Origin of the sequence: Roseibium sp. MMSF_3247, assembly GCF_030733765.1 — a bacterium.
GTDB lineage: Bacteria > Pseudomonadota > Alphaproteobacteria > Rhizobiales > Stappiaceae > Roseibium.
This window is the reverse complement of record NZ_JASHII010000001.1, coordinates 386,670-403,508: the sequence shown is the minus strand read 5'-3', so window position 1 is coordinate 403,508 and position 16,839 is coordinate 386,670. Positions and strand designations below refer to the sequence as shown.

Genomic DNA, 16,839 nt, shown 5'->3' with positions numbered 1-16,839 from the left:
TAACGGTTTATTAAATTCTGCCTGGGGAGTTTCAACGTAGTATTTTTTGAATTTTTGATGAATAATTTCATTTATTATTACAGTCTTATCATTACTGTTTCAAATATATTACATTCATTTTGCCGCCTATTTTATTTAATCAACGTTCCTGCGGCTTGTCGACTTTCCTTTATTTTTCAATTTCATTGCAGTTTTGTATTTTTTTAGAATTTTCTTCTATTTTTTATTTTATACTTCGCTGTATTTCGCAAATGAACGGTCTACCCAGTTCGTCAAGGTGAACCTCAAATGTACTTTTCTCATCAACTCATGATTGCTTTGGAGCGGTAGACCGCGTCACCGTACTGCCACATCACATAGCCATGCAAAGGTTGAGTAGATCGACGTTTTCTCCCCTTACGGAACATCGAGCCGCGCATCCGAAACCCGTCAAAAACAAGATATGATTAAACATTCGATACCTAAAACAAACGCGCATGCGGGGTACACTTTGCATCCCCAGCAAGACACAAAACGTGCGTAAAATGCTACTGAAAGTGTCGCCAGAGCAATCCAACGGGCATGATGGCGTAGGACCCCCGGCGACCACTGTCCTTAGTGTCTGAACATGACAGGAAGTAACCGGACACTAGATACGAAAAAAGCTCCGGAAACCGGAGCTTTTTCGAGAAGTTTCGGATCGAACTGGATGATCTGAAACGTATGATTGGTGCCCAGGAGAGGACTCGAACCTCCACGCCCGTAAGGGCACTAGCACCTGAAGCTAGCGCGTCTACCAGTTCCGCCACCTGGGCCGTGAGGGGGGCTTGTAAGGGGCAGCCCGCAGCTTGTCAATCGCCGTCTTATACTTTTTTCGATCCTTTTCCTCCAGCCCTTCACACACCGGACGCAACGGTCTAAGAGACTGTTGGAAAGTCCCGGCCTTTTTGCCGGGTAAAGCTTTTGGACGCGACAAAGGGCCTTCTCACGATGTCCACACCCCTTAACGGAAAACTCGTCACAGTCTTCGGTGGATCCGGCTTCCTCGGCCGGCATATCGTTCAGGCATTGTCTAAGCGCGGCTACCGTGTACGGGCGGCCGTGCGGCGGCCCGATCTCGCCAGCCATTTGCAACCACTCGGCGCACCCGGTCAAATCATGGCTGTGCAAGCCAACTTACGCCACCGCTGGTCCGTCGATCGCGCCGTTCAAGGGGCCGACGCTGTTGTCAATGCGGTCGGCATCCTTGCGCCAACCGGGAAACAAAGTTTCGATGCTGTTCAGGCCTTCGGCCCCCGCGCCATTGCCGAGGCCGCCCGCGCTGCCGGACTGAACGGCATTACCCACATTTCAGCAATTGGCGCCGATCCTGACAGCGCCTCTGCCTATGCCCGGTCCAAAGCCATCGGCGAAACCGGTGTTCTGGAAACCCTGCCCGACAGCATTATCCTGCGGCCCTCGATCGTCTTTGGGCCGGAAGACAATTTCTTCAACCAGTTTGCCGGGATGGCTCGAATTTCTCCGGTCCTACCGCTGGTTGGCGGCGGCGAAACCAAATTCCAGCCGGTCTATGTTTGTGATATCGCCGAAGCTGTTGCACGTGCTGTTGACGGTACTCTTCAGCCCGGCTCGGTTTATGAACTCGGCGGACCAGAGATCAAGAGTTTCCGGGACTGCCTGGAAGACATGCTGGAGGTCACACAGCGCTCTCGCGTTCTGCTGCCGATCCCCTTCCCTGTTTCCGAAGTTATGGGCAAGGTCATGCAGTATCTGCCCGGGTCCCCGCTAACGGCGGATCAGGTGGAGTTGCTCAAGAAAGACAATGTGGTGTCTGAAGCTGCGATCTCCGAAGGCCGAACCCTCTCAGGCATTGGCATCGAACCAACGACCCTGGCTGCTATTCTGCCGTCTTATCTCGATCGGTTCCGGGAACATGGCCAGTATGACGCCCACAAGGCCAATCGCACCTAAGCCCGGTTGGGCTTCAAAAGCGGAAGATCAGGCGGGCTTGGCCCGCCTTTTTTGTTTTCACCGCATTGCGGTCATCCTGTGCTGCACATAGGCTGACCAAGTGGAGACGGATACATGCCGGTTGTTGCCAAGATCACCTTGTTGTTTGTCGTGTTTGTCGACTTGCTCGGACAAGGCTTGGTGTTTCCAATCATCAATAGCTTAATCATGACCCCGGATACGGCACTGCTCCCGGCCGCAACCTCTGAGGCCACACGGCATTTTGACTATGGCCTGATCATAGGCGTCTTTTTCTTGTGCTGGTTTTTCGGGGCTCCCTATATCTCGAAGCTTTCCGACAGCATCGGCCGCAAAAACGCAATCCTCATCTGTCTCGTCGGAGCCCTTGCGGGCTACGCGTTGACCATTGCTGCACTTTACATGAAGAGCTTCACTCTTCTGATCGTCGGCAGAGCGATCACGGGACTGACCGCCGGCAACCAACCGATTGCGCAAGCGGCCATGATTGATGGCAGCGTTGATGAAGAGGATCGCAACCGGAACATGGGCTACATAATTACCGGCGTCAGTTTCGGATTGGTCGGCGGCCCCTTGATCGGCGGATTTCTCTCAGATCCGGTTATCCTGGGCAGCTATGCCAGCTTGCAGATGCCGTTTTATGCCTGCTTTGTCCTGGTCGCGATTGCTATAGTCCTGGTTCTCGTCTTTTTTAAGGATGAAAAGCAGGATCTTGCGCCGTTTGTTTTCAAGCCGTCAGAGATCTTTGAACTGCTATGGAGGATCAAAAACTATCCCGTTGTCGTCCGGCTTTCCGTGGTGTTCCTGTTCTTCCACATAGCAAACCTGTCCTTCTACATCTTCGTTGACAACTATCTGACAAGCCGGTTTGGGTATGGGACGCTCGGCGGCAGCATGATCATGCTGACGATTGGAGTGGCGCTTGCTTTCTCCAGCACGTTCCTTGTTGTTCCAGTCCAGAAAAGGTTGAGCAAAGAGGCAATTTTGAGTTTGACGTTTATCGTCTGGGCGCTATCGGCAGCTGCGTTTGTGGCAGCGCCTCACCCAATTTTGACGTTCGTACCGGTTTTCTGTTTCTATTTCGTCTTCGGCATCGCCTATCCGACGTTCCTCGGCCTGTATTCGGCGGCGGTGACTGACGAGGAACAGGGCTGGATCATGGGTGTCACAATCGCCGTCTTCACATTGGTCGCTGGCGTTATCTCGCTCTTGGGCGGCCGGCTAATTGCGATTGATCTGGACCTGCCATTCTTCACTGTGATGGCCGCGTCCATTATCGCACTGATTGTCATGCTCATTGTCTGGAACCGGCCTGAGATAAAAACCCTGACACGGAAATCCGGCGCATAAGATAGCGCCGGACTTCTTGTTTCTTCAGTCATTCCAATAGCTCGCGCCGAGGCGGTCATGGTGCAGCTCGCGGTATCCGCGATTCGTTCGCACAAGACCGATGTCATCCAGTTCCTGATTGCTCAAACGTGCAAGAGCCCGCTCAGTTAACCTGCGGCGCAGATACAATTGAACGCCTGCGGCCAAAGTACGAATGGCAGTGAGGAGCAGACTGCGGTTATGGGCACGGCGGCGGAAAACGGTATCAATCTCAAGGCTCATCTCTCTTCTCCGGGATCATTGTCACCCCGTCTTGTCCGGGGATGAAACCATCCTGGCAGAACAATCCTGACAGCAGGGAGTCAGGTTTGATCTTGTTCTGTTCTCAGGATATGATTTTTTTCGCTACAACTCTGAAGAGCCCTGTTTCATGAACCCGATTGAACGCGCACTCGGCATTTTGCTGCTGTTGACCGGCGGCAAACTCGTCCCGGCAACTGTTCTGGCAGACCGGTTTCACGTCTCCTTGAGAACAGTCTACCGGGATATCGACAGACTGATCGCCCTCGGTGTGCCGATCGATGCAGAACGCGGGGCTGAAGGCGGTTACCGGCTGGCCAAGGGATATTTGCAGCCACCTGTCGCGCTTACCCGGAACGAGACCGCCGCCCTTCTCACGGCCATGGCCCTCGTCCGGTCAAGCAGAACCGTTCCGCTGGCAAACGATCTCTCCTCGGCGGAACAAAAACTTCTGGCGACACTTCCAAAGGCGGTCCACGGACTGCTTAAGGATGCCGAACGGATTGTCGGGATCGAACCGATCCCGCCCGATATCTTTCACTCCGGCACAAAAGCCGAAGCAACCGACGCATGGCAAAGCGCGCTCGACGGGTTCATGACGGGCATCCTGGAGGCAAGACGGGTGCGGTTCGATCACGTCAATCCGTCGCGGCAAACCCGCAAGTCCCATGATGTCGAGCCGCAAGGTGTCATGTTTGACCGGGATCTTTGGTATCTTGCCGGCCGGTGCGTCGACACGGACACCTTGAAAGTTTACCGCGCAGACCGTGTTCATGATCTCGAGATTAGCGGTTTCCGGTTCCGCCCGCCACAAGACTTTTCGATCCAGTCCCTCTTGGGTGGCGCGTGGTTGTCACATGCAATGCGGCGCTGGGAACAGGAAGACAAGATCAGCAAGGTCCGTTTGACCGCAAGGCAGGCCAAAAGGTTGAGTGCAGACTGGTATTACCGCCACGCGGTTTTCACACCAATTGCCAACGGTGAGATCCTGATCAGCATCCCGAGCGTCGACCCGGGACGCATCCTGCCACTTGTCCGTTGGTTGGGACCCGGAGCTGAACTGTTGGAACCCGCTCACCTGCGCGAGGAAATCGCATCGGAGTATGCGGCGCTTGCAAACGCGCACGGCTCACCCCGACTTGAAAAATCAGCCTAGGAAATAAAGACCGGCAAAACCGGCAAGGCCCACAAAAATGCGCCACCAGGCAAAAGGCGCAAAGCCATGACGGGAGACGAAATCGAGGAGCCCTTTGACAACAAAGAAACCCGCGATGAAGGAGGCGACAAATCCAATACTGATCAGGACGACATCGTCCGTCGAAATCACATTCCGGTTTTTATAAAGATCATAGGCAAAGGCCCCCGCCATGGTCGGCATGGCGAGAAAGAAGGAAAACTCGGCTGCAGACCGCTTGTCCGTGCCCATCAACAGCGATCCGGCGATGGTTGCGCCGGACCGGGAGACACCAGGGACCATGGCCAAGCACTGGCAGAACCCGATCTTCAGGCAAAGAGACAGCGGATAGTCCATCACGTTGGTGTATTTCGGTGAAAGCTCGAGGCGGTCGATCCACAACAAAATGATACCGCCAACCAACAATGTCGTGCAGACGAGTGCTGGAGTTTCAAACAGCACCTCTTTGATGAAGCCATGCGCCATGACCCCGATGATGGCAGCCGGAAGAAAGGCAATCAGGATGCCGAACACAAACCTTCGGCTGGCCGCATCACTGGGTAAGGACGTCGCAAGTTGCCACAGCCGTGCCGAATAAACGGACAGAATCGCCAGAATTGCTCCAAGCTGGATCAACACCTCAAACGTTTTGCCGGTGCTCTCAAACCCCAGAAAATGACCAATGAGGAGCAAATGCCCTGTTGAGGAGACCGGAATGAACTCGGTTAGCCCCTCAACCACTCCCAAAATGAGAGCATTTACAATTGTTTGGCCATCCATTGTGTATCAGGTCTCCAAAAGCCTTGATGACAGGCGGGGTGATCCGCTAACTGTCGCGACGAATTCCGACCGCCTATTTGCCGGACCCGGAGACCTCCGTCAAACCCTTGATAACCAGTTCTGAGGCAAACTTCTCGTCTGCCACTGCCATCGGGCATAGTCTTGCCACAGTTCAGGCTCTATACGCTTTCATGCTGACCCTTTATCACCACCCGTTTTCACCTTCCTCCCGGTTTATTCGCCTGATCTTGAGCGAGTATGGTGCGGCTTTCGAGGAGCGGCATATCAACCCGTGGGAACGGCCTCAGGAATTGCTCATCCTGAACGCTGCAGGCACAATTCCGGTGATGGTCGAGAATGAAGGTCCGGCAATTTGTGGCCCTGGTCCGATCATGGAGTACCTTGATGAGACCCGCGGATATGCGATCGGCGATCGCAGGCTGATGCCCGATCATCCCGATGCACGTGCGGAAACCCGCAGACTGGTGGATTGGGCACTGGCAAAATTTGACGTCGAAGTGATCGGTCATCTGGTGCGGGAGCGGATTTACAAACAGATCATGCCGAAATCCGCCGGTGGGGGCGAGCCGGATTCTGCAGCTTTACGCGTCGCCCGGGCCAACATCGACCATCATCTGAAATACTTTGGCTACCTCGTCGCATCCCGCCGCTGGCTTGCTGGTGACCGTCTCTCTTTTGCAGATTTTGCGCTGGCTGCATCACTGTCTTGCGCTGACTATCTCGGCGAGGTGAAATGGAACAACGAAGAGGATATCAAGAACTGGTATGCGCGGGTAAAATCCCGCCCCAGCATGCGGCCTCTTCTGGGAGAAAAGGTTCTGGGAATGCCACCCGCATCGACCTATGCGGATCTCGATTTTTGAGCACCGTTGGGGCACGCCTTGGACACCAAGACGCAAAAACTTGTTGCAGCTCTCCAAGCAAAGGCAACCGCACTCGGCTTTGATGCCTTAAACATTGCAGCCGCGGACAGTATTCCGGACGCAAGAGACCGGCTGAATACGTTTCTTGAAAAAAACTATCATGGCTCGATGAGCTGGATGGTCGAAACTGCCGAACGCAGAGCGGCGCCGAAAGCGCTTTGGTCAGAGGTGAATTCCGTCATCATGCTGGCCATGAACTATGGCCCTGACGATGCCCCGGAGAACCATCCGCTGGCCCATTTGAGTGACAAGGGCGCTGGCGGCATCTCGGTTTATGCCCGGCACCGCGATTACCATGACATCATCAAAGGGCGCCTTAAGGAACTTGCCAGCTTTCTGATCTCGCGTGCGGGCGGAGATGTGAAGGTGTTCGTCGATACAGCGCCCGTCATGGAAAAACCTTTGGGTCAGGCGGCCGGGCTTGGCTGGCAGGGCAAACACACCAACCTGGTTTCCCGGGAGCTCGGATCCTGGTTCTTCCTCGGCTCTATCTTTACGACACTTCAATTGCCGGAAAGCGGCGCGGAGACCGATCACTGCGGGTCCTGCAAGGCCTGCCTTGATGCTTGTCCGACAGATGCCTTCCCGGCGCCTTACCAGCTGGATGCGCGGCGCTGCATATCCTATCTCACCATCGAGCATGCCGGTCCCATTCCAGATGAATTTCGAAAACCCATCGGCAACAGGATTTATGGTTGTGACGATTGCCTGGCGGCCTGTCCCTGGAACAAATTCGCTCAAGCGGCAAGCGAGGCAAAACTGGTGGCCCGGGAGGATTTGAAGTCTCCCCGGCTCGCCGACTTGTTGAAATTGGACGACCCAACGTTCCGGAAACTCTTTTCCGGATCTCCGATCAAACGGATTGGCCGAAACCGGTTCCTGCGCAATGTTCTGATTGCAGCCGGGAATTCCGGAAAACCGGATCTCGTACACTCTGTTGAGCAGCTACTGGATGATCCGGATGAAACCGTGCGTGGCACAGCGGTCTGGGCCTGGCGCCAACTTGTTCCAACTGACATGTTCAAACAAAAGAGCCATTCCGCGCTGGCATCCGAAACCAGCGCTGAAGTCCGCAGCGAGTGGCAGAAGCAAGGATAAAAAAGTGATCGCCAGCTTTGGGCCATCTTCTCGTGAGAATGGTCTATAGTTTATTGAAAGGTCATCACGGCAAGAGGTGTTTTTCCTCGGATATGCCAGACCTCTATCCCGGATACCGGAGCCAAGATGTTGTATTTTTCCATCCCTCTGTCCAAATGCCCCCGCCCCGCCTACCTGGCGCCCATGAGAACGACCGTGCTTTCGGTCGGTTTTGCTCTTGCAATTACTCCTGGAATAGCCAGCGCGCAAACGACCGGGCTCGAAGCTTATAACGCTTATGTTGCCGGCCTAAGGGAACTTGGGTTTACAGTTGAGGACGGTGCGATCAACTATGACGGCACCACAGATACACTCACGATCTCGGGCGCCAGTCTCGGTTTCAAAGGCGTTATTACAGATCTTCCTGCCGAGGGATTTGACGGTGATGACGCTGACGCAGACGCCTCCGAAAACACGAACCTTTCCTACGACCTGTCCCTATCATCGGGCACGGTGACAATTGAAGGTTTGAGCGAAGACAATAACGTCTTTTCCGCAGACCGATGGTCATACTCGGACGACACAAGCCTCAGCATATCAGCCGCCATTGACGGTGAAGGCCGTTTTTTGGCTGACGCACGTCTGGCCGGAGCAAAAGCTGAAAACTACAGCTTCGCCATACCCGCTCTACCTGCCGAAGATCCGGATAAACAAGCCAGCCGATGGTTGCCGTTTTTCAAAACCTTCCTGCAAGCTTCCTATGATGAGGTTCGGGTCGATACGACAGCCATGACGCTGGAAGCATATGCAGACGAAGACGGCAACGAAGCCCAAGTCATGTCTGGAACCGTTCAGCTGGACGGGTATCTCATGGCCGGGGCGGTCGACGGAAAGATCGCACGTTATTCGCTCGACAAGATGACCCAGACCCTCGAAACCCGTGATGAGACCAGCGGGCAGACACTCACCCAAACGACGTCCCAGGGAAAGACTGTCTACGAGGACATGGATGCAAACGCGCTGATTGCGCTGCTCGATCCGGATGTTCCGGAGACCGGTGATCGAGTAACAGTTATCAGGACGGCTTCTGCGGTTGATTATTCCACTCGGCAGGATCTGGGCGACGGGACGACGATTGCCTTCAAGATCGACCGGAGCTCGATGGATGATCTGACCTTCGTAAAATGCGAAAATGATTTCCTCGATCTGATGGACAAGATGATTGCCGGAGAATTGCCGGAGCCTGTCGACATCATCACCAATGTTTTCCAGATCTACCGCTCCTTTGCGATCGCAGACGCGCGTGTTTCCGGAATTGACGTCAGCATTGAGCAAGCAGGCGTGGATACACCTGCGAAGGTAACCATCAAGGAGGCCGCACTGACAAATGTCAGTTCTGATGGCATCGGGGAAATGATGCTTGTCGGTGTTGCCGCCCCAGACCTGCCCGAGGGTGCAGCCATGTCTCTGGAATGGGCCGCACTTGGCGATATTGAATTCGCCGACTTCGCTCCGATGGAAAGCATGATCGCAACGTTGGTCGACAATCCCGATTATGGCGAGGAGAACCCTTTGGACGTCCTTCGGGCCTTCATGCCGCGGTCCATTTCGTATGAATTGGAGGGGCTTAAGGTCGCCGTGCCGGATGCTGGTGTGACCAGTGTGAACCGTGCTGAGATGCGGATGTCTTCAACGGTGCCGCCCATCCCTACAAGCTATTATGCCAAAAACGACGGCATTCAGATCCCTGCGAAGGCTTTGGGCGATCCGGAAGTGGAAGCATTTTTGGAAGCGCTTGGGATCTCCGAGATCATCTGGTCTGATGAAACGCGTCTTTATTGGGACGAAGCCACAAAGGAACTCAACCTCGAACGGCTTACGTTCGAAATGGAAGGGGTTGGACGGGCGGAGGCTTCCGCGCGGTTCGGCAATGTTCCGATAGAGCTTTTTGAAGATCCCGAAGGCCAAGGTCAGATGGCATTGATCGTTGCCCAGTTCATCGATGCCCGCATCCGGTTTGTCGACGATGGCGTTACCGAGAACGGTCTCGCTCACATCGCCAATGACCAAAACATACCGGTCAATGTGTTCCGCGAAGCTCTGACGGAACAGGCAGCCGAAATGACGGCGCCAATCCAAAATGCTGCTTTCACCGAGATGGTTCGATCAGCGGTTTCAAAGTTTCTCGAAAATCCAGGCGAGATCACTTTGAGCCTCAAGCCGCAAGCACCTGTCCCGCTGGCGCAAATTGTCGGCAGCTTGGCGGCGCCTCAAACCCTGCCGGATCTCTTGAACATTCAGGTCAAGGCTAACTAAGACTTCGGGAAACGCAGAAACGAAAAGGGCGGCCGCCGGGCCGCCCTTTTTGTCTAATGATCGGGAGATCTATTCCGCAGCTTCCTGGTGTTCGGCGGTTGAAATCCGGGCCGCGCAGAACTTGAACTCCGGGATCTTGCCGAACGGATCGAGCTGCGGATTTGTGAGGAAGTTCGCCGGCGCCTCATAAAAACAGAAGGGCACGAACATCATCCCAGTCGACACGTCACGGTCCGCTCGAAGTGTCAGCGTGATCGCCCCCCGGCGTGTTTCCACAGTCACCTGCTGACCAATCTCCAGGCCATGGAGCTTGATGTCGCGCGGGTTCATCGAAACAACCGGTTCCGGTTCGATCGCATCCAGAACTGCCGCCCGGCGGGTCATCGCACCGGTATGCCAATGCTCCAGCATCCGTCCGGTGGTCAGGACCATCGGGAAGTCCTCATCCGGCGTTTCATCCGGCGGGACCAGGTCCGTTGGCACGATCTTGCCACGGCCATCAGCTGTCGGGAACGACTGACCGAACAGGATCTCGTTGCCGGGCTTGTCCGGGCTGTCTGCCGGATAGGTCACCGTGCCATCGCGCTCCAGACGCTCCCAGGAGATATTCTGGATGGACGCCATGTGGGAGCGCATTTCCTCGTAGATCGCCGGCACGCCGTCATAGGACCAATCGAGCCCCAGCCGGTTGGCGATTGCAATAATCAGCTCCCAATCTGCGCGCGCTTCGCCCGGCATCGGGACACAAGGCCGGCCGATTTGAACCTGGCGGTTGGTGTTGGTGTAGGTTCCAAGCTTCTCCGCATGTGCGGAGGCGGGCAGGATCACATCCGCATGCCAGGCGGTTTCGGTCAAAAAGATGTCCTGAACCACCAGATGCTTCAGGCTGGAAAGGGCCTTCCGTGCATGGTTCTGATCCGGATCGGACATAGCCGGGTTTTCGCCCTGGATGTACATGGCCTCAATGCCGCCGGCCAGGATGTCGTCCATGATCTCGACGACGGTCAGACCGCGAACCGGGTCCAGTGTACGGCCCCAGGCATCTTCATATTCCGCCCGGATGTCGACGTTTTCGACGGACCGGTAGTCCGGAAACACCATCGGGATAAGACCCGCATCGGACGCGCCTTGCACGTTGTTCTGGCCACGCAGCGGGTGGAGGCCAGTGCCCGGACGGCCGATCTGGCCGGTCGTCAGCGCCATGGCGATGAGGCAGCGGACATTGTCGGTGCCATGAACGTGCTGGGAAACACCCATGCCCCAGTAAATGATCGAGCGCGGGCTGGTCGCGTAAAGACGCGCAACGTCGCGCAAGGTGCCGGCATCAATGCCGCAAACCGTTTCCATGGCTTCCGGGGTGAAGTCCTGGATCTTTTCCTTCAGAGCTTCGAAACCGTCCACATGCGCGGCGATATACTGCTCATCATAGAGCTTTTCACTCACGATGACGTTCAGGATGGCGTTGAGCATGGCAACGTCCGTCCCGGGCTTGAACTTGAGCCCGTAATCGGCGTGGCGCATCAAGCCCTGGCCGCGCGGATCCATGACGATCAGCTTGGTGCCGTTCTTTGCCGCCTGCTTGATATAGGTCGCAGCAACCGGGTGGTTCTGTTCGGGCCGGGCGCCGATCACGATCATGCAATCAGCATCCTCCGCCGCGTTGAACGGTGCAGTGACGGCCCCGGAGCCGATGCCTTCCATCAACGCTGCAACCGACGAGGCATGACAAAGCCGTGTGCAGTGGTCGACATTGTTCGTCTGAAATCCCTGACGAATGAACTTCTGGAAAAGATAGGCTTCTTCGTTGGAGCCCTTTGCAGACCCGAACCCGGCGATGCCCGCACCGCCCTTGGTCTCAAACGTCGCTTTCAGGCCATTTGCCGCCCGATCCAGCGCCTCGTCCCAGGTCGCTTCGCGGAAGACCTCGAGATAGTTGTCGAGGGTTAGCGAGATGCCGGCATCCTTCGGCGCATCGTCTCGGCGGATCAGCGGTTTAGTCAGTCGCTCAGGGCTTGATACATAGTCAAAACCGAAGCGGCCTTTGACGCACAACCGGTTTTCGTTGGCCGGGCCATCGCGGCCTTCAACGCTCACGACCTTTCCGTCTTTGACCGAAACAGATGTCAGACAACCGACACCGCAGAACGGGCACACACTGTCGATAGTTTCATCCGCGTAGACTTCCCGGGATCTCGCGTCTGCGTCGAGCAGGCTCTTTTCCATCAGCGCGCCGGTCGGACAAGCCGAAACGCACTCGCCGCAGGCCACACAGGTGGACAGGCCCATGGGGTCGGCAAGGTCAAAGACCGGAGCCGTATGGGACCCGCGATCCGCCATGCCGATGACGTCGTTCACCTGGACTTCCCGACAGGCTCGTTCGCACAAATTACAGGCGATACAAGCGTCGAGATTCACGGCAATTGCGGGATGCGACACATCTTGGGCCGGCTTCTCGCACGGTGCAAAACGGCTGGAGGTGACACCAATCGCATCGGACCACTTGAAGAAATCGCTCTCCGGGTCCGGGTGATGATCGCGGCTCGGCTGGTCAGAGGCAAGAAGCTCGAACACCATCTCGCGCGCCTTGGAGGCTCGTTCCGTCGCAGTCTGGACAACCATGCCTTCAGCCGGTGTGCGAATACAAGAAGCCGCCAGCGTGCGCTCGCCCTCAATATCGACCATACAGGCCCGGCAGTTTCCATCAGACCGGTATCCCGGCGCATCCTTGTGGCAGAGATGCGGAATGGCAACGCCTTCTCGTTTGGCGACTTGCCAGATGGTTTCGCCGTCTTCGGCCGTTACGGTTTTCCCGTCGAGAGAAAAAGTAATCTGCTCAGTCATTCTGAGTGTCTCCTGCAAGCGAGTCGAGGCTTGCGCCGTCCCACCGCAAATAACGCTTTTTTGTATCCACCGCGCCGAGGCGCTCATATAGCCGAGCCGCATCCGGATTGTTGGCATCCACCGTCAGGTCGAGACGCGGGGCGCCCCGATTGCGGGCCTCAACCGCACAGGCACGCAGAAGTGCCTGCCCAAGCCCCCGTCCGCGCGCGGCCTCCGTCACAAATATATCCTTGACGAAATAGGCTGGATTCGTCCCGCCCGCTGGAAACAGCGGCGACATCGTGGCATGCCCCAATAGTTCCTCGTGTTCTTCGGCAATCAGAAACACAAGGTCAGAGTATTCTTGATGACGCTTTGCCAACCGTTCAGTCACGACTGCCAAATCACTGTCCGCCCCATAGTGGCGCTCCATCTGGGCAATTAGGTCGGCGTACAGTTCAAGATCATCAGCAACAACAGGACGGATTTTCATGCGGCTAAAGCTCCTCAGAGAAGAATTTTAGCACGGACGCCACCGGGTTGCTGGCGGCTTGTCCAAGACCACAAATGGACGCTGAACGCATGACTTCGTCCAGATCAGCAATCTTGTCCTGATCCCAGTCGCCCTCAGCGAGCAACTTTTCCATTTTTTCAGTGCCAGACCTGCATGGTGTGCACTGACCACAGCTTTCATGCTTGAAGAACCGCATCAAGTTGAGCGCCGCATCGCGCATGACATCCTGATCGGAAAAGACAACAATCGCGTGGCTGCCAATGAAGCAGCCGTGTTTGTCGAGCGTGCCGAAATCAAGCGGTTCATCTGCGAGCGAAGCCGGCAGGATGCCACCGGATGCACCACCCGGCAGATAGCCCTTGAAGCTGTGGCCGTCTTCCATACCACCGCAATACTCTTCAAGCAGTTCGTTCATGGTGATCCCGGCCGGAGCCAGTTTCACACCCGGCTCCCTGACACGGCCAGATACCGAGAAAGACCGGAAACCCTTGTGCCCCCGGCGCCCTTGTTCGGCAAACCACTCCGGCCCTTTTTCGACAATGTCGCGGATCCAGAAAAGCGTCTCGATATTGTGGTTGAGGGTCGGACGGCCAAACAAACCGACCTGGGCAATGAACGGCGGGCGATGACGGGGCAAACCACGCTTGCCTTCGATCGACTCGATCATTGCGCTTTCTTCGCCGCAAATGTACGCGCCAGCTCCCCGGCGAATCTCGATATCGATCGTTGTGATGATCCCGGCGGACCGCAGCGTCTCGATTTCCGTGTTCAAAATCTCCAGAACGGCAGGGTACTCGTCCCGCATGTAGAGATAGATCCGATCAGCGGAAATCGCATGGGCAGCAACAAGAGCACCTTCCAGGAGCCGGTGCGGATCGCTCTCCAGGTGATACCGGTCCTTGAACGTGCCCGGTTCGCCTTCGTCGCCATTGATCGTCAGGTATTTCGGCCCCGGAAGATCGTGGACAATCTTCCACTTGGTGCCGGTCGGAAAACCAGCACCGCCAAGGCCGCGCAGACCGGCGGCCAGTACAAGATCTGCCACGGATTCAGCGGTCAGTTCGCCAGATCTGACACGCTCCAGGACCTTGTAACCGCCTGATGTACGATAGGCCTCAAAGCCGGTGTATTGCGGGATCTCCGGCGTAACTGTTCCTTCAAACAGCAGAGAGCGGACAGACATCTCGTTTGCATGATCGACCGCCCGCTTGCCCACTTGAGCGGCCGGGGCAGCTGCGCACCGGCCTATGCAGGGCACTTTCTGTATCCGGACTTTGCTCGGGTCCACACCACTTTCCAGAGCCGCCGCCAAGGCTTCCGCGCCTTTGAGCGAACACGTAATGCTGTCGCACACACGGACAGTCACCGGTGCCGGTTTTGCCTCGCCTTCGCGGACAATATCGAAGTGGTGGTAGAAGCTCGCGACTTCATAGACTTCAGCCTGAGAAAGACGCATCTCCTCTGCCAGCGCACGCAGATGCCGCGCCTCCAGACACCCATATGCATCTTGGATTTTGTGCAGATATTCAATCAACAGATCGCGGCGGTGCGGCTCGTCTCCGAGCAGCGCCTGCACTTCTGTAAGTGCCGCATCCTCCAATTGACGCCCTTTTGGCTGGGACGGCTTGCGTGAAAGCCCCTTGCCGAAAGACATTGGCGTTTACTCCCAGAATGATTTCGTTGGCCGGATGTTATCCAGCGATCTCAGGGCTGTCTGTTTGAAAAACGACAAGCGCGATCCCAAAGCTGACGCTTTGGAACAACAGACCCGACGAAACCTAAGCTCTGGGTTATATCGTCAGATGCGAAAAGGCGGCGACAACCTTCTCGTAAACCGGGCGTTTGAAGGGGACGATCAATTCCGGCAGCCGGGATACATCTTCCCAGCGCCATTTCTCAAATTCGGCTGAATGACCATCAGGCGGGGTCAAGATATTGATCTCGTCATCGGATCCTTCAAAGCGATAGGCAAGCCAGCGTTGGGCCTGCCCCCGGTACTTGCCCTTCCGGCTCGAACGGGCAATCTCGTCCGGGTAGTCATAGGCGAACCACTCCGGCGCTTCTTCCAACAGCGTCACCGACTGAATGGATGTTTCTTCATAGAGTTCCCGCCTGGCGGCCTTTTCCGGCGTTTCACCGGCATCGATCCCACCTTGGGGCATCTGCCACTTGTACTGGTAGCCATTTTTGTTGGCCTCCGGTGACCTGCTGCCGACCCAGACTTTTCCGTCACGATTGATCAGCATGATCCCGACACAAGGGCGGTAGGGCAGGCCATCCACGCTTTCAGGATAACCCGGTCCAAGATCCAGTTTTGTCACCAGAAACCTCACTCAATACGCAAAAGAAAACCGTGGATGCGACGCTGCCGCGTATATTATTCGTCGCGGTCGATGGTTGCACTGACTGGAACCAGCTGCAAGCCGCGTTGCTCGAGATCCTGCACCCATTCCTGCAACTGCCGGACGGTGACGGGCAGCGCAGACCCGGCAGCCACGGCATATCCGCGTGCACGGGCAACGCTCTCAAGCTGCAGAAGTTTTGCATCGATATTGCTTTCCCTCGGCACTTCATCAAGCACAACATCAACACCGCTGAAGGGCATTCTGAGTTCACCGGCGACCTCATCAGCAATGCTGCGCGAGGTTGTGCCGTTGTCGACAAACATGAGACCTCGGGATTCAAGCTTTTCCAGAAGGTACTGCATGGACGGGCGGGTCGATGAAAATCGAGCTCCCATTTCGCCAATCACACCGACATAGTTGGTTGCCCGAGTGAGCAAAAACGCCAGCCGGTCCAACAGCTCCGTGGGCTGCAGGCTGACAAGAAGCGTGTGCGGGCCGGGATCATTGTCCGGAAAATCGAATGGTTCCAAAGGCAGCTGGAGAAGCAACTCGTGCCCTTTCATCCGGGCTTGCTGCATCCAGAGGTCCAAATCGGAACCATAAGGCGCCAGCGCAAAAGTCACATCCGCCGGAAGACTGTCGATCGCATTTTGCGTCCCCGCCTCACTCAGCCCGAGACCAGTCACAATGACTGCGATCTTCGGAATAGAAGTGAACTGCGTCACGATTGGCCGCGCGTAGGCATCCAGCGGTCGGACACCAGCGTCGCTGACCATCGGCAAGAAACCATAGTCGGAGCGTTCGCTCACGCGTGTATCCGGATTGATAGCCAATCCTGTCACCGGCGCGTCGGGCCCCAATCCATCGGGACGGATGATCATTTCATAACGCGGGCCAAGATAGTCTCCGCTGGACTGCTGACGGAGATTTGGGCCGAGATCATCGCCCACGGTCGGACGGATCTCGACAACCTCAATGTCCTGGGAGGTAATCCCTTCGACAACCTCATCAAGCGGCAAGACGGCAAACGGTTCCCCGCCATAAGGGTCGTCAACCACCAGAATCCAAATAAGCGCCGTTGTAAAAACGACACTTATCAATCCTGCACCAATGAGGCCAAACGGCAGCCTGACAAGCCGCCGCTTTCCCATTCCTAAGGGAGCTGTGAGATCTTCGCTCGACATATCGTCCAGTGCCTTTACGCCGGCAACGCGCCGGCATGATCATTGTTTTTTGGATACGCAGAACGAGTGGAGAAGGTGCGCCGTGGCC

The 16,839-nt window shown here is 56.0% G+C and carries 13 protein-coding genes and 1 tRNA gene; 6 read left to right on the top strand and 8 right to left on the bottom strand.

Going from position 1 to position 16,839, the window contains the following annotated elements:
• Positions 1–707: 707 nt before the first annotated feature.
• Positions 708–794, bottom strand: a tRNA-Leu gene (locus tag RBB44_RS01745).
• Between the two features lie 175 nt (positions 795–969).
• Between RBB44_RS01745 and RBB44_RS01740 the strand changes: the two genes are divergently transcribed.
• Positions 970–1,950 carry a complex I NDUFA9 subunit family protein gene (locus tag RBB44_RS01740; protein WP_306148157.1) on the top strand — a complete coding sequence of 327 codons (981 nt, stop codon included), beginning with the start codon at positions 970–972 and terminating at the stop codon, positions 1,948–1,950.
• A 114-nt stretch (positions 1,951–2,064) separates the two neighbouring features.
• Positions 2,065–3,318: an MFS transporter gene (locus RBB44_RS01735; RefSeq protein ID WP_306148156.1), complete on the top strand. Its 1,254-nt coding sequence runs from the start codon at positions 2,065–2,067 to the stop codon at positions 3,316–3,318.
• A 24-nt stretch (positions 3,319–3,342) separates the two neighbouring features.
• Here RBB44_RS01735 and RBB44_RS01730 read toward each other — a convergent pair whose 3' ends face one another.
• A complete protein-coding gene (locus RBB44_RS01730; RefSeq protein WP_306148155.1) occupies positions 3,343–3,579 on the bottom strand; it encodes a DUF1127 domain-containing protein in 237 nt (78 codons plus the stop codon).
• Between the two features lie 148 nt (positions 3,580–3,727).
• On the opposite strand from RBB44_RS01730, the gene RBB44_RS01725 reads away from it, so the two are divergent.
• Positions 3,728–4,753, top strand: coding sequence for a YafY family protein (locus RBB44_RS01725; RefSeq protein ID WP_306148154.1), 1,026 nt, complete (start codon positions 3,728–3,730; stop codon positions 4,751–4,753).
• Here the strand turns inward: RBB44_RS01725 and RBB44_RS01720 are convergent.
• Entirely contained in the window at positions 4,745–5,551 is an 807-nt protein-coding gene (locus RBB44_RS01720) for an undecaprenyl-diphosphate phosphatase (protein ID WP_209172272.1), read from the bottom strand. The genes RBB44_RS01725 and RBB44_RS01720 overlap by 9 nt on opposite strands.
• Positions 5,552–5,742: 191 nt before the next feature.
• Here RBB44_RS01720 and RBB44_RS01715 point away from each other — a divergent pair, with 191 nt between their 5' ends.
• The 3 genes from RBB44_RS01715 (at position 5,743) to RBB44_RS01705 (ending at position 9,888) form a co-directional block, all read left to right on the top strand.
• Positions 5,743–6,435 carry a glutathione S-transferase family protein gene (locus RBB44_RS01715; protein WP_306148153.1) on the top strand — a complete coding sequence of 231 codons (693 nt, stop codon included), beginning with the start codon at positions 5,743–5,745 and terminating at the stop codon, positions 6,433–6,435.
• 18 nt (positions 6,436–6,453) lie between these two features.
• The gene (gene queG / locus RBB44_RS01710) at positions 6,454–7,593 is read left to right on the top strand and encodes a tRNA epoxyqueuosine(34) reductase QueG (RefSeq protein WP_306148152.1); all 1,140 of its coding nucleotides are present in this window, start codon (positions 6,454–6,456) and stop codon (positions 7,591–7,593) included.
• A gap of 183 nt (positions 7,594–7,776) precedes the next feature.
• The gene (locus tag RBB44_RS01705) at positions 7,777–9,888 is read left to right on the top strand and encodes a hypothetical protein (RefSeq protein ID WP_306148151.1); all 2,112 of its coding nucleotides are present in this window, start codon (positions 7,777–7,779) and stop codon (positions 9,886–9,888) included.
• A gap of 69 nt (positions 9,889–9,957) precedes the next feature.
• Here RBB44_RS01705 and fdhF read toward each other — a convergent pair whose 3' ends face one another.
• From fdhF to RBB44_RS01680, 5 genes are all read right to left on the bottom strand, one after another.
• Positions 9,958–12,729: a formate dehydrogenase subunit alpha gene (gene fdhF, locus RBB44_RS01700; RefSeq protein ID WP_306148150.1), complete on the bottom strand. Its 2,772-nt coding sequence runs from the start codon at positions 12,727–12,729 to the stop codon at positions 9,958–9,960.
• Positions 12,722–13,201, bottom strand: coding sequence for a GNAT family N-acetyltransferase (locus tag RBB44_RS01695; protein WP_306148149.1), 480 nt, complete (start codon positions 13,199–13,201; stop codon positions 12,722–12,724). Before RBB44_RS01695 ends, fdhF begins: the two co-directional genes overlap by 8 nt.
• Positions 13,202–13,205: 4 nt before the next feature.
• The gene (locus tag RBB44_RS01690; RefSeq protein WP_306148148.1) at positions 13,206–14,876 is read right to left on the bottom strand and encodes an NAD(P)H-dependent oxidoreductase subunit E; all 1,671 of its coding nucleotides are present in this window, start codon (positions 14,874–14,876) and stop codon (positions 13,206–13,208) included.
• Between the two features lie 136 nt (positions 14,877–15,012).
• Positions 15,013–15,543 (bottom strand): RNA pyrophosphohydrolase, encoded by a 531-nt coding sequence (locus RBB44_RS01685; RefSeq protein ID WP_306148147.1) that lies wholly within the window; start codon positions 15,541–15,543, stop codon positions 15,013–15,015.
• Positions 15,544–15,599: 56 nt separating this feature from the next.
• Positions 15,600–16,751, bottom strand: a complete 1,152-nt coding sequence (locus tag RBB44_RS01680) for a divergent polysaccharide deacetylase family protein (RefSeq protein WP_306148146.1) — start codon at positions 16,749–16,751, stop codon at positions 15,600–15,602.
• Positions 16,752–16,839: the final 88 nt, after the last annotated feature.

What these genes read in the sequence shown, in the direction of transcription:
- RBB44_RS01725 (WP_306148154.1), top strand. Translation starts at nt 3,728, where the DNA reads ATGAACCCGATTGAACGCGCACTCGGCATTTTGCTGCTGTTGACCGGC.
- RBB44_RS01695 (WP_306148149.1), bottom strand. Translation starts at nt 13,201, where the DNA reads ATGAAAATCCGTCCTGTTGTTGCTGATGATCTTGAACTGTACGCCGAC.
- RBB44_RS01720 (WP_209172272.1), bottom strand. Translation starts at nt 5,551, where the DNA reads ATGGATGGCCAAACAATTGTAAATGCTCTCATTTTGGGAGTGGTTGAG.
- RBB44_RS01705 (WP_306148151.1), top strand. Translation starts at nt 7,777, where the DNA reads ATGAGAACGACCGTGCTTTCGGTCGGTTTTGCTCTTGCAATTACTCCT.
- RBB44_RS01730 (WP_306148155.1), bottom strand. Translation starts at nt 3,579, where the DNA reads ATGAGCCTTGAGATTGATACCGTTTTCCGCCGCCGTGCCCATAACCGC.
- RBB44_RS01735 (WP_306148156.1), top strand. Translation starts at nt 2,065, where the DNA reads ATGCCGGTTGTTGCCAAGATCACCTTGTTGTTTGTCGTGTTTGTCGAC.
- RBB44_RS01740 (WP_306148157.1), top strand. Translation starts at nt 970, where the DNA reads ATGTCCACACCCCTTAACGGAAAACTCGTCACAGTCTTCGGTGGATCC.
- RBB44_RS01715 (WP_306148153.1), top strand. Translation starts at nt 5,743, where the DNA reads ATGCTGACCCTTTATCACCACCCGTTTTCACCTTCCTCCCGGTTTATT.
- RBB44_RS01680 (WP_306148146.1), bottom strand. Translation starts at nt 16,751, where the DNA reads ATGTCGAGCGAAGATCTCACAGCTCCCTTAGGAATGGGAAAGCGGCGG.
- RBB44_RS01690 (WP_306148148.1), bottom strand. Translation starts at nt 14,876, where the DNA reads ATGTCTTTCGGCAAGGGGCTTTCACGCAAGCCGTCCCAGCCAAAAGGG.
- fdhF (WP_306148150.1), bottom strand. Translation starts at nt 12,729, where the DNA reads ATGACTGAGCAGATTACTTTTTCTCTCGACGGGAAAACCGTAACGGCC.